The following is an 11710-nucleotide window of genomic DNA, read 5'->3' as shown; positions in this document are numbered from 1 at the left end:
GTAAAACAGACGTAACGTTCCACCCGACCCGCCTGTCCGAATAGCGGACAGACGTGGATGGCGGTGCGAGCCGGTTCGCCCGGTCGGCAGGATTTCCGCTCCCCTGGCTGTGACCTGCATCGATACGGCGGACAGGGCTTCGGTGGCCACATCCGCGACCGGTTCGGAACGGTCGCGGGTTGTGGCCAAGGCCACGACTCCCGCCCTTGCTGCCCGTCGGGTCCGCGGTCCGGCGGGGACGGGGGCGCACGCAGGGGGTCGTTCGGTCCGTAATACCCTCGGCTCATGCTTGACGCCCTGACGGTCGCGGTCGCCGTGGCCGCGCTCGCCCTCGCCGCCTGGTGCGGATTCGCCGCGTACCGGGACCAGCCGACCAAGGACTGGCACTTCATCGGGATGGCCGTGGTCTCGCTGCTGGGGCTGGCCCAGCTGGTGGTGGGCATCGTGCAGCTGTCCCGGGGCGAACGGCCCGAGCAGGGCATGACGATCTTCATCGCGTATCTGATCGGGGCCTTCCTCGCGGTGCCCGCGGCCGGTTTCCTGTCGCTGACCGAGCGGACCCGGTGGGGTTCGGTGACGGTGGCGGCGGGCGCGATCGTGCTGGCCGTCCTCGAAGTACGGCTCTACGACATCTGGGGAAACTGACCGTGACCGACACCGATCGCGCCCCCGCGGCGGCCACCGACGAGAAGCAGCCCTTCGACCTCGGCACGGGACCCGGCCGGGTACTGGTCTGGTTCTACGGGGTGTTCACCGTCGCGGCCGCCTCCCGCTCGATCGTCCAGATGATCCTGGACTTCGGCAAGGCCCCGCTCGCCTATGTGCTGTCGGCCGTCGCCGCGCTCGTGTACGGGTTCATCACGTACTCGCTGGTGCGCGGGGGCGAGAAGGCGCGCAGGACGGCGCTGGTGTGCTGCGCCGCCGAGCTGCTGGGTGTGCTGGTCGTCGGGACCTGGACGATGGCGGAGCCCTCGGCGTTCGCGGACGCCACCGTCTGGTCCGACTTCGGCATGGGGTACCTGTTCATCCCGGTGATCCTGCCGATCACCGGGATGATGTGGCTGCGCCGGGCAAGGAAAGCGTAGGGCTCAGAGGCTGTCGGGTGACCGAGGTCACCCGACAGCCTCTCAGGCGCTGGCCACGTACGCGGGCTTGGTGGCGTCCTTCTCCAGCAGGATCATCAGGACGCCGTCCCGGCCGGTCTCGTTGCCCACGGGGGCGTAACCCGCCCGCCGGTAGAGCCGGAGATTGCTCTCGCTGCGATGACCGGTGTGCAGCCGGAACCGGGTGGCCGACCGCTCGTCGGTGAGTCCCGCCTCCGCCGCCCGCAGCAGCCGGGCACCGAGACCGTGGCCCTGGAGCCGGGGGTGGACGCAGAGCCTGCCGATCTCCCCCGCGCCGTCCTGACCGATGGTTCCCCGGACCGAGCCCACCACCTCGTCACCCAGCCGCGCCACGAACACCAGGTTCGTGGCGATCTCGGCGTGCACCGAGTCGAGGGTCTGGACGAGCGGGTCGATCCGGTAGTTCCCGTACAGCTCCGCCTCGCTCTGGAAGCAGAGGTACTGGAGTTTCAAGATCTGTTCGGCGTCCTGTGCCGTCGCCGCCGAGATGATCACGCTCATGCCCATGTGCGCATGCCTCCGCCCACCTGATCCACCGGTTGTCTAACGCTCCTTTCCCCGCAGTTCAGGAGCCGCAACCTCCGCCGCGAGCATTCTGCGCAGACATCCAAGGCAACGGGAACGGATCGGGCCCAAACTCCCCTGTGACATACCCAACTTCCCTGCGATTTCCCGGTAGGTGGGATCGTTGGGCGCGAGCATCGCCGCCAGCAGCCGGGCGCACCTCCCGGGCAGCCGGTCCACCGCCGCGCGCAGCGCCCTGCGTTCATCGGCGCCGAGGGCGAGCCGCTCGGGGCAGCCGGCCGGATCCGCGGCGGAGTCGTCGCGGTAGGGGCGTTCGTGCCGGGCGGTGCGGCGGGCCCTGCGGGCCTCTCCCCGTACGGCGTCCCGCACCCAGCGGGCCGGGTCCACCGGCGGCCCCTCCCCGGCGAGCCGCTCCAGCAGCCGCAGCCAGACGGCCTGTTCGAGATCGGCCGGTTCGATCGCCGCGCCCGTCAGCGAGGCGGCAGCCTCGGCCATGGCCTCGGCGCTCACCAGCGGATACAGGGCGCGGACGACGGAAGCGGGGGCCGGGGCGGGTCCCGCGGGAGCAAGATCGAGAAGCGTCATGTCCCGGCCGACGCGCCCACGCCCGCGGCCGGTTGCCGTACCGGGCGAGCACCACCCGACCGGGGCACGCCCCGGCCGGGTGCTGACGCGGGTGTCACTTCCCGGCGAAGTCCGCCGCGGCGAGCAGGGCCGTGTCCGGGTTGTCGGAGAAGACGCCGTCGATGCCCGTCGCGAAGTACGTCCGGAACGCGCCGAACGCGTCGCCGTAGGCGTTGGGGTCCGTGCCGCGCCGGAAGTCGGCGGGAAGGAAGGTGTTCTCGTTGCGCATGGTGTAGGGGTGCAGGACCAGGCCCTGGGCGTGCGCGTCCCTCACCAGGGTGGTCGGTGCGGTGAGCCGCCCCGAGGCGTCCTTGGGGATGACCAGGTCCAGGGTGGGGCCGATGCCCTGCGCGAAGGAGGCCATCCACTTCAGCCCCTCGGGCTTCACCAGGTCCGCCACGGTGCGCGGGTCACCGGACGTCACGAAGTCCCAGGGGCGCTCGCCCGCGCCGGAGAGCAGCACGACGCGCGGGGTCGCGACGAGCCGCGCCAGCCGCTGGATGCTGCCGGGCTCGAAGGACTGGAGGATGAGCGGCGACTGCTGACGGTGCCGGTTGTAGCGGCGCAGCAGCTTGGCGAGCGGCTCCTCGAGTCCGAGGCCGAGGCCGCGGAAGTAGGTGGGGTGCTTGGTCTCGACGTACAGCCAGACGGGCTTTCCGCGCCTGCGGCCCTCCCGGTCGGCCCAGCGCAGCACCTCCTCGAAGGTGGGGATCTCCCAGCGGCCGTCGTAGAGCGTGTTCTTCTGACGGGTGCCGGGGATGCGCTCCTTGGCCCGCAGCGTCTTCAGTTCGGCGAGGGTGAAGTCCTCGGTGAACCAGCCGGTGAGGGAGACGCCGTCGACCTTCTTCGTGGTCCTGCGGCTCGCGAACTCGGGATGGGCGGAGACATCGGTGGTGGCGGTGATGTCGTTCTCGTGACGGCATACCAGGTGGCCGTCCTTGGTCGGCACCAGGTCCTGCTCGACGATGTGCGCGCCCATGTCGAGGGCCAGCTGGTAGGAGCCGAGGGTGTGCTCGGGCCGGTAGCCGCTGGTGCCGCGGTGTCCGATGACGGTGGGAACCGGCAGGTCGAGGCGGAAGCCGTGACCGCCGTGGCGTCCGGCGGTGTTCGCCGCGTTGTCGGCCGCGGCCGGACCGCCGGCCAGGCCGAGGGCGGCCGTGCCCAGTACGGCGGCTCCCGCTCCCAGCATGGTTCTGCGGCCGGGACCGGCCTGCGCGCGCTCAGTCATGAATGCTCCTCGCGTGTGATGTCTGGCACCTGTCGGGCGAGGCCCGAGCGTAGGCAGCGGTACCGTCGTGGGGGCAGCTCCTGGACGAACATGGCGCAAACTCATGTCAACACCGCGTATCCGCTCCATGAACCCGATGTGCGATCAGCGAGTACCCGCGAGTATCGTCCTCACCTGCATGGACCGTCACGATCCCCGCACCTCGGCCGGCCCGGCCACTACACCGGAGGAACCGTTGTCCCGACACGCACTCATCAAGGCAGTGCTCGGACCGATCTTGCGCCTGATGTTCCGCCCCCAGGTGGAGGGTGTGGAGAACATCCCCGGGGACGGTCCGGTGATCCTCGCGGGCAACCATCTGACGTTCATCGACTCGATGATCATGCCGATCTGCTGCGACCGGCCGGTGTTCTACATCGGCAAGGACGAGTACGTGACGGGCAAGGGGCTCAAGGGCCGGGCGATGGCCTGGTTCTTCACCGGCTGCGGCATGATCCCGGTGGACCGGGACGGCGGGCGCGGCGGTGTCGCGGCGCTGATGACGGGCCGTCGGGTGCTGGAGGAGGGCAAGGCGTTCGCCATCTACCCCGAGGGCACCCGCTCCCCCGACGGCCGTCTGTACCGGGGCCGCACGGGCATCGCCCGGCTGACGCTGATGACGGGCGCGCCGGTGGTGCCGTTCGCGATGATCGGTACGGACAAGTTGCAGCCCGGCGGGGCCGGCCTGCCCCGTCCCGGCAAGGTGACGGTCCGCTTCGGTGAGCCGATGGAGTTCTCCCGCTACGAGGGCATGGACCGCGACCGCTATGTGCTGCGGGCGGTGACCGACTCCGTGATGGCCGAGGTGATGCGGCTGTCCGGTCAGGAGTACGTCGACATGTACGCCACGAAGGCCAAGGCCGCGTGAGCTGAGGCGCGAAGCGCCGACGGCAGGACATGCGGAAGGGCCCGTACCCCGGTTTCCCGGTGGTACGGGCCCTTCCGCGTGTCCGGACGACCCGGGCGGCTACTGGTGCACGATGCCGTCCTCCAGCTTCTGACCTCGCAACAGGAACCAGGCGGCGACGGCCGTCGCCAGCAGAACCGCCGCGCCGACACCCGCGGCGAGCCGCAGCCCTTCGACGAACGAGTCCTGCGCCGCGGCGACCAGCGCCTGTCCCTGCGGGGCCGGCAGACCGTGGGCGGCCTCGACCGCGCCGCCCAGCGATTCGTGCGCCGCGGCGGCATTGGCCGACGGGGTCCCCGCGGGCGATTCGAACTTCTGGTAGACGCCGGTGACGATGGAGCCGAGCAGGGCGATGCCGAGGGCCGCGCCGAGTTCGTACGCCGTCTCGGAGACCGCGCCGGCGGATCCCGCCTGCTCCTTCGGGACGCTGGAGAGGATCACGTCGGAGGTGACGGTGAAGGCGAAGCCCGCGCCCACGCCCACGATGAGCAGCACCGCCCCGATCAGCGGGTAGGCGGTCTCCTTGTGGATCAGGGTGACCACGGCGAGCGCCAGGCCGATCGCCCCGAGACCACCGGTCACCACCGAGCGCACCGAGAAGCGACGGGCCGCCCGGCCGGCGAGCAGACCTGCGGCGACGGCGCCGACGGCCGCGGGCAGTTCCGCGAGACCGGCCTCCAGCGGCCCGCGGCCCTGCACCAGTTGGAGGAACTGGGAGAGGAAGAAGACCAGCCCGGACAGGCCGAGGATGGTCAGCAGGTCGGCGAGGACCGCGCCCGAGAAGCCCCGGTGGTGGAAGAGCCGCATGTCCAGCAGGGGTGCGGGGAGCGTGAGTTGCCTGCGTACGAACCAGCAGAGCGCGGCCACGCCACCGACGCCGGCGAGGACGGTCCCCCAGCTCGGGCCGTGCGCCGCCAGTTCCTTGACGGCGTACACGACGCCGATCATGCCGATGAAGGAGAGCGCGACGCTCACCAGGTCCCAGGGGCCCGGGGCCGGGTTCCTGGACTCGGGGATCATCCTGGCGCCGACGACCACGAGGATCGCCATGACGGGCAGGTTGATCAGGAAGACCGAGCCCCACCAGAAGTGCTCCAGCAGGAGTCCGCCGACCACGGGGCCGACAGCCGCTCCGGCGGAGGCCATCGCTCCCCAGATCCCGATGGCGAGGCTGCGCTCGCGCGGGTCGTGGAAGAGGTTGCGGATCAGGGCGAGCGTGGACGGCATGAGGGTGGCACCCGCGACACCGAGCAGCGCCCGCGCCAGGATCATCATCTCGGGGGTGTGCGCGTAGGCGTTGAGCACCGAGACCGCGCCGAACGCCGTCGCACCGCACAGCAGCAGCTTCTTGCGGCCGATGCGGTCGCCGAGGCTGCCCATCGAGACCAGGAGTCCGGCGATGACGAAGGAGTAGACGTCGCCGATCCACAGGAGTTGGGTGCCGGTCGGTTCGAGGTCCTCGGTGAGGAAGGGGGTCGCCAGGCCGAGGACGGTGGCGTCGATCGCCACGAGCAGCACGGCGAGGACCAGCACGGCCAGGGCGATCCACCGCCCCGGACGGTGCAGTTCGTCCGAGGCCTCCACCCGCTGTTCGATACGGCTCATTGCTCCACGCTCCGGCGTGCACCGCCGAGCAGCAACTCGACGATCATGTATTGGAAGTCCTGGCTCGCGACCCGGCCGTCCTGGACGGCCCAGGCGGCGGAGGAGATGAGGCCGTAGAGGGCCTCGGTCAGCCAGGCGGGGGTGAGGTCGATCCGGAATTCGCCGCGCTCCTGGCCGCGCCTGAAGAAGGCGGAGACCCGGGCGTCGAGGCGGCTCCAGCCCTCGTTCACCTCTTCGCCCTCGAAGAGCTGGTTCTCGGTGACGAGGAAGGAGAGCAGTCCGGCGCTCGGCTCGACGGCCGCGACGAAACGGCGCAGTGCGTCCTGTGCGGCCCCCTCGTCGAGCGCGGCGGCGTCCAGAGCCGCTTCGACCTCCTGGATGCCCAGGTTCTCCAACGCTCTGACCAGGGCGTCCCGTCCGGCGAAGTGCCGGTGCAGGGTGGCGCGCCCGATGCCTGCGGCTCTGGCGACCTCGTCCATGGTGGCGGTCGATTTGCGGGTCAGCAGAGCGGCGGCGCTGCGCAGCACCTGCTCACGGTCGAGGCTCATGAGACAACCATAGACCATATGAGACATAAATGTCTCACCGGAAGGCTGTGTCCTCCCCCGGCGGGAGGGAGGACCATGGCGCCATGAAGCCGCTGCTGCTGATCGACATCGACGGTCCGCTCAATCCCTACGCGGCGCTCGCGCACCTCCGGCCACCGGATGGTTATGCGAAGCATCTGACGCGGCCGACGGGGTGGGACTGCGGGCCGCCCCTGCCCGTCCTGCTCAACCCGGAGCACGGGACGGCGCTGCGGGCCCTGGCCGGCCGGTACGAGCTGGTCTGGGCGACGACCTGGAAGGACGAGGCGAACGTCTGGATCGGGCCGCGTCTGGGGCTGCCCCCGCTGCCGTACATCGACTGGCCGTCGATGCACGGCAGCGCGCCGGACGGCACGTACTGGAAGACGCGGTACGTCGTGGAGTACGCGGCCGGCCGGCCGTTCGCCTGGGTCGACGACGAGATCACCGGGCAGGACCGGGAGTGGGTCCTCGGCCAGGGGGCCGGCGAGGCGCTGCTCCGGTGGATCGACCCCGGGATCGGTCTGCTGCCGTCCGATTTCGCGGCGCTCGCGGCGTGGGCGGACGGCGGCCCGCGGAACGGGCCCGTCAGTCGTTGAGGACCGCCAGATCGAGGCCGGGCAGGCGGGCCGGGTCGTCGATCACGGACATCTCGACGACCCTCCCCCGGACGACCGTGAAGACCATGACCGAGAACCGCCGGCCCTCGCGCGTCGCGATGACAGCCGGTTCCCCGGCGACCAGCGCCTGCTGCGACGACCGCGCGAACGGCGCGAACATCATCGCCCGACGGGCCACGGCCTCGGCGCCCCGCACCAGGGCCGGGGCACCGGCACCCCCGGCGCCGACGTCGGACCGCACCACCACGTCCGGATCGAGCACGGCCACCAGGGCCTCGAAGTCGCCGTCCCGGGCGGCGGCCAGGAAGGCGGCGACGACCTCGCGCTTGCGGGCGAGACCGGGGTCCGGGACCGGTTCCACGCCCTGCACCCGGCGCCGCGCCCGGCTGGCGAGCTGCCGGGTCGCGGCCGGGGTGCGGTCCACGACGACGGCGATCTCGTCGAAGGGCACGGCGAACATGTCGTGCAGCACGAAGGCGAGCCGCTCGGCGGGATCGAGCGTTTCGAGCACGACGAGCATCGCGAGACCCACCGAGTCGGCCATCAGCGCCTGCTGCTCGGGGTCGGCCTCCGGCCGTTCGCCGAGGTCCGGGCCAGGGGCATGCCCCTCGGGCACCCCGGTGTCGAGGGGTTCCTCGCGGCGGGAGCGGCGGGAGCGGAGCATGTCCAGGCACACCCGCCCGACGACCGTCGTCAGCCAGCCGCCCAGGTTCTCGATCGCCCGGTCGTCGGAACGGCTGAGCCGGATCCAGGCCTCCTGGACGGCGTCCTCCGCCTCGCTCGTCGAGCCGAGCATCCGGTACGCCACGGCCTTCAGCTGGTTCCGGTTCTCCTCGAAGCGCTCTGCCAGGAACTCATGTCCGTCCACAGTCACATTCCTCCGTCGTGTTCCGTCACAGCACTGACGGACGGAACCCCGTCGATGTGACGGACGGCCCTCGCCGCTCCCGGTGGTGGTGTCCGGTCAGCTCCAGCGCAGCCCGGCGCGGTGGCGCCAGTACGCCTCGGGCTCCTCCACCAGCGCGTCGAGCCGGGCGCGCCGCTCCTCGTCGAGGTCGACGACGGCCGCGTGCAGGTTTCCGGCGAGCTGGTCGACGGTCGCCGCGCCGGAGAGCACCACCCCGACCCAGGGCTGGTGCAGCACGAGTGCCAGGGCGACCGCGTCGCTGCCGACACCGGTATCGGCGGCGATCTCCTGGACCACGGCGGGGGCTTCCGTTCCGGCGAGCCGCCCGTTGGCCATGGCTTCCTTGACGATCACGGTGAGGCCGGCGGCACTGGCCTCGGCGAGCGCCGCCCCGGCGGAGGTCTCCAGGGCGTTGTAGGTGGCCTGGACCGTACGGAAGAGCGGCTCGCCGTCCACGGTGACGGTGAGGGCGGCCCGGATCGCGTCGGCCTGGGCGGGTCCGCTGGTCGAGAGGCCGACGCTGACGCCCTCCTCGGCGAGCGCGGCCAGCCGTGCGTGCAGTTCCTTGTCCGTGAGGGCCGGGCTGTCGGCGGTGACCGAGTGGATCTGGTAGAGGTCGAGGCGGTCGCCGAGCAGTGCGTCGGTCTCGGCCCGCTGACGCAGGAACGTGGCGAGGCCGTGGTCCTTGACCTCGTTCGCCTCGGCTTCGATGCTCCAGTCGGCGGTGTAGGTGTAGCCCCATTTGCTGCCGATGACGACATCGTCCGCCTCGGGGTGTGCCGTCAGCCAGTCGGCCAGGAACTCCTCCGAACGGCCGTAGGAACGGGCCGCGTCGACGTAGCGGACGCCCTGTGCGTAGGCGGCGTCGAGCAGTTCGTGGGTGCGTTCGCGCATCGCCTCGACGCTGCGGTCGGCGGGCAGATCGCGGTCGCGGTGGAGATTGATGTAGCCGGGCCTGCCGACCGCCGCCAGGCCGAGTCCGATGTGGGCGGTCGGCGTCGTCGCTGTGGCCAGCCGGGCGAAAGGCATCGTTGGGCTCCTCGTCGATCGGGTGTGCTCCCCCGTCAACGTAACCCAGCTCACGGAAACCGGAAGGCGGGGAGCGTACGACCGCTCCCCGCCCCGATACCGCTCTCGTCGCGGTCAGTTCTTCGCGGTGGCCCAGGCCTGCTGGACGGCGAGGTCGGCCTTCACCTCGGCGAGCTGGACGGCCACGGCCGACGGAGCCGTGCCGCCGCGGCCGCTGCGGGAGGCGAGCGCACCGGCGACGTCGAGGACCGTGCGGACCTCGGGGGTGAGGTGCTCGGAGATCTTGGCGAACTGCTCGTCGGTCAGCTCGTCGAGCTCGATGCCGTGCTGCTCGCACTCCTTGACGCACTCACCGGCGACCTCGTGGGCGACGCGGAAGGGCACGCCCTGCTTGACCAGCCACTCGGCGATGTCGGTGGCGAGCGAGAAGCCGGCCGGGGCCAGCTCCTCCATGCGCTCGCGGTTGACGGTGAGGGTGGCCATCATGCCGGTGAAGGCGGGCAGCAGGACCTCCAGCTGGTCGCAGGAGTCGAAGACCGGCTCCTTGTCCTCCTGGAGGTCGCGGTTGTACGCGAGGGGGAGGGCCTTCAGCGTGGCCATCAGGCCGGTCAGGTTGCCGATCAGCCGGCCGGACTTGCCGCGGGCCAGCTCGGCGATGTCCGGGTTCTTCTTCTGCGGCATGATCGAGGAGCCGGTGGAGAAGGCGTCGTGCAGGGTGACGAAGGAGAACTCCTTCGTGTTCCAGATGATGACCTCCTCCGCGATCCGGGAGAGGTTCACGCCGATCATCGCGGTGATGAAGGCGAACTCGGCGACGAAGTCGCGGGAGGCCGTTCCGTCGATGGAGTTGGCGACGGACCCGTGCTCGAAGCCGAGGTCCGCGGCGACCGCCTCCGGGTCGAGTCCGAGGGACGACCCGGCCAGGGCACCGGAGCCGTACGGCGAGACGGCGGTCCGCTCGTCCCACTGGCGCAGCCGCTCGGCGTCCCTGGACAGGGGCTGCACATGGGCCAGGACGTGGTGGGCGAAGAGCACCGGCTGGGCGTGCTGCAGATGCGTACGGCCGGGCATCGCGACGTCCGGGTGCGCCTCGGCGAGGCCGACCAGCGCGCCCTGCAGTTCGGCGATCAGACCGCCGATGATCCGGGCGTGGTCGCGCAGGTACATCCGGAAGAGCGTGGCGATCTGGTCGTTGCGGGACCGGCCGGCCCGCAGCTTGCCGCCGAGGTCGGGGCCGAGGCGCTCCAGCAGTCCGCGCTCCAGCGCGGTGTGGACGTCCTCGTCGGCGATGGTGCCGGTGAAGGAGCCGTCGGCGACATCGGCTTCGAGCTGGTCGAGACCGGCGATCATGCGGCTCAGCTCGTCCTCGGTGAGCAGGCCCGCCTTGTTCAGGACGCGCGCGTGGGCGCGGGAACCGGCGATGTCGTACGGCGCGAGCCGCCAGTCGAAGTGGACGGAGGCGGACAGCTTGGCCAGCGCCTCGGCCGGACCGTCGGCGAAGCGGGCGCCCCAGAGGCGTACGTCGCCGTTGCCGTTGCCGTTGCCGTTGCTCACTGCGTGCTCCTCGGAAGAACAGGGTGGTGGGTGTGCGACCGCCTCCGCGCGTGGAGGGCCGGGGAGGCGGAGACGTAACTACTGGGGGTCGGGCGAGGTCACGCTTCGCCGCGAGCTTCGACGAGAGGCCGAAGATCTCGATGAAGCCCTGATGTCCGGGCCGCCCGAACAGGCGAGTACGACACGCTCGGTCACGGGTCTCGCCTCGCGGCACGGCCACCGACAGGTATAACTATGCAGACCTATGCATGTTTTGTCAAAGGTGCGATCGTCGGCCCGCAGTCCCGAACAGGCGTCCCGCCAGGTGGAATCACCTCGCCATCACCGGAGTCGGCGCCGACAATGATCGTCATGGGGAAAACATATGAACGCATCGAAGGACGGATCAGGACCTTCATCGAAGAGCAGCACATCTTCTTCACTGCGACGGCGCCCCTGGCCGGCGAGGGCACGGTCAACCTCTCTCCCAAGGGCGTCAGCGGTTCGTTCGCCGTCATCGACGAGCTGACCGTGGCCTACCTGGACTTCGCCGGCAGCAATGCCGAGACCGTCGCCCACCTCCGCGAGAACGGCCGGATCACGCTGATGTGGTGCGCCTTCCAGGGGCCGCCGAACATCGTGCGGGTGCACGGCCGCGGTGAGCCGGTCTTCCGTGACGATCCGCGGTTCGGCGCGCTGCTCGCCCACTTCCCGGACGTGGACCCCGACCTCCACGGGCTGCGCGCCGTCGTCGTGGTGCGGGCCGAGCTGATCCGGGACACCTGCGGCTACGGGGTGCCGTTCATGTCGTACGACGAGGACCGGTCGCTGCACGCCCGGCGCTTCGCCCGCGAGGACGACACCTCGCTCAGTGCCTACTTCGAGAAGAAGGAGCACATCGCGACGAGTATCGACGGGCTTCCGGGGCTGCCGCTCCCGCTGCCGGCGATGCCCCGGCCGGACGGCGACTCGGCGGACCGGTATTGAGCCGTACGGAGCAGAA

General features: G+C 70.8%; 13 protein-coding genes. 5 read left to right on the top strand and 8 right to left on the bottom strand.

Annotated features, from left to right (window positions below; translation table 11 throughout):
- The first annotated feature begins 285 nt into the window (after positions 1-285).
- Together OG611_RS19780 and OG611_RS19775 are read left to right on the top strand one after the other, a co-directional pair.
- The gene (locus OG611_RS19780; RefSeq protein ID WP_266421820.1) at positions 286-645 is read left to right on the top strand and encodes a hypothetical protein; all 360 of its coding nucleotides are present in this window, start codon (positions 286-288) and stop codon (positions 643-645) included.
- A gap of 2 nt (positions 646-647) precedes the next feature.
- The gene (locus OG611_RS19775; RefSeq protein ID WP_266421818.1) at positions 648-1085 is read left to right on the top strand and encodes a hypothetical protein; all 438 of its coding nucleotides are present in this window, start codon (positions 648-650) and stop codon (positions 1083-1085) included.
- A gap of 42 nt (positions 1086-1127) precedes the next feature.
- Here the strand turns inward: OG611_RS19775 and OG611_RS19770 are convergent, their stop codons facing one another.
- The 3 genes from OG611_RS19770 to OG611_RS19760 all read right to left on the bottom strand — a co-directional run bounded on the left by OG611_RS19770 (position 1128) and on the right by OG611_RS19760 (position 3501).
- Complete coding sequence (locus tag OG611_RS19770) at positions 1128-1631, bottom strand: GNAT family N-acetyltransferase (protein WP_266421815.1); 504 nt, start codon at positions 1629-1631, stop codon at positions 1128-1130.
- Between the two features lie 36 nt (positions 1632-1667).
- Positions 1668-2234, bottom strand: coding sequence for a sigma-70 family RNA polymerase sigma factor (locus OG611_RS19765; RefSeq protein WP_266421813.1), 567 nt, complete (start codon positions 2232-2234; stop codon positions 1668-1670).
- A gap of 94 nt (positions 2235-2328) precedes the next feature.
- The gene (locus OG611_RS19760) at positions 2329-3501 is read right to left on the bottom strand and encodes a glycerophosphodiester phosphodiesterase (protein WP_266421810.1); all 1173 of its coding nucleotides are present in this window, start codon (positions 3499-3501) and stop codon (positions 2329-2331) included.
- A 235-nt stretch (positions 3502-3736) separates the two neighbouring features.
- On the opposite strand from OG611_RS19760, the gene OG611_RS19755 reads away from it, so the two are divergent.
- On the top strand, positions 3737-4408 hold the full coding sequence (locus OG611_RS19755) for a 1-acyl-sn-glycerol-3-phosphate acyltransferase (protein ID WP_124718788.1): 672 nt from the start codon (positions 3737-3739) through the stop codon (positions 4406-4408).
- A gap of 99 nt (positions 4409-4507) precedes the next feature.
- On the opposite strand, the gene OG611_RS19750 is transcribed toward OG611_RS19755, so the two are convergent.
- Positions 4508-6052, bottom strand: coding sequence for an MFS transporter (locus OG611_RS19750; RefSeq protein ID WP_266421806.1), 1545 nt, complete (start codon positions 6050-6052; stop codon positions 4508-4510).
- Positions 6049-6600: a TetR/AcrR family transcriptional regulator gene (locus OG611_RS19745; RefSeq protein WP_266421804.1), complete on the bottom strand. Its 552-nt coding sequence runs from the start codon at positions 6598-6600 to the stop codon at positions 6049-6051. The genes OG611_RS19750 and OG611_RS19745 overlap by 4 nt, the downstream gene beginning before the upstream one ends.
- Before the next feature lie 83 nt (positions 6601-6683).
- On the opposite strand from OG611_RS19745, the gene OG611_RS19740 reads away from it, so the two are divergent.
- Positions 6684-7217, top strand: coding sequence for a hypothetical protein (locus OG611_RS19740; RefSeq protein WP_266421801.1), 534 nt, complete (start codon positions 6684-6686; stop codon positions 7215-7217).
- Here the strand turns inward: OG611_RS19740 and OG611_RS19735 are convergent.
- The 3 genes from OG611_RS19735 to argH form a co-directional block, all read right to left on the bottom strand.
- Positions 7207-8106, bottom strand: a complete 900-nt coding sequence (locus OG611_RS19735) for a sigma-70 family RNA polymerase sigma factor (RefSeq protein WP_266421799.1) — start codon at positions 8104-8106, stop codon at positions 7207-7209. The two genes, OG611_RS19740 and OG611_RS19735, sit on opposite strands and share 11 nt — an antisense overlap.
- Positions 8107-8202: 96 nt before the next feature.
- Positions 8203-9174 carry an aldo/keto reductase gene (locus tag OG611_RS19730; RefSeq protein WP_266421796.1) on the bottom strand — a complete coding sequence of 324 codons (972 nt, stop codon included), beginning with the start codon at positions 9172-9174 and terminating at the stop codon, positions 8203-8205.
- A gap of 114 nt (positions 9175-9288) precedes the next feature.
- The gene (argH, locus tag OG611_RS19725) at positions 9289-10728 is read right to left on the bottom strand and encodes an argininosuccinate lyase (protein WP_266421793.1); all 1440 of its coding nucleotides are present in this window, start codon (positions 10726-10728) and stop codon (positions 9289-9291) included.
- 351 nt (positions 10729-11079) lie between these two features.
- On the opposite strand from argH, the gene OG611_RS19720 reads away from it, so the two are divergent.
- A complete protein-coding gene (locus OG611_RS19720) occupies positions 11080-11694 on the top strand; it encodes a pyridoxamine 5'-phosphate oxidase family protein (protein WP_266421790.1) in 615 nt (204 codons plus the stop codon).
- Positions 11695-11710 lie beyond the last annotated feature (16 nt).

It is taken from the genome of Streptomyces sp. NBC_01363 (assembly GCF_026340595.1).
Classification (GTDB): Bacteria; Actinomycetota; Actinomycetes; order Streptomycetales; family Streptomycetaceae; genus Streptomyces.
Note: the sequence above shows the minus strand (reverse complement) of the source record. Positions and strands in the feature narration are given on the sequence as shown.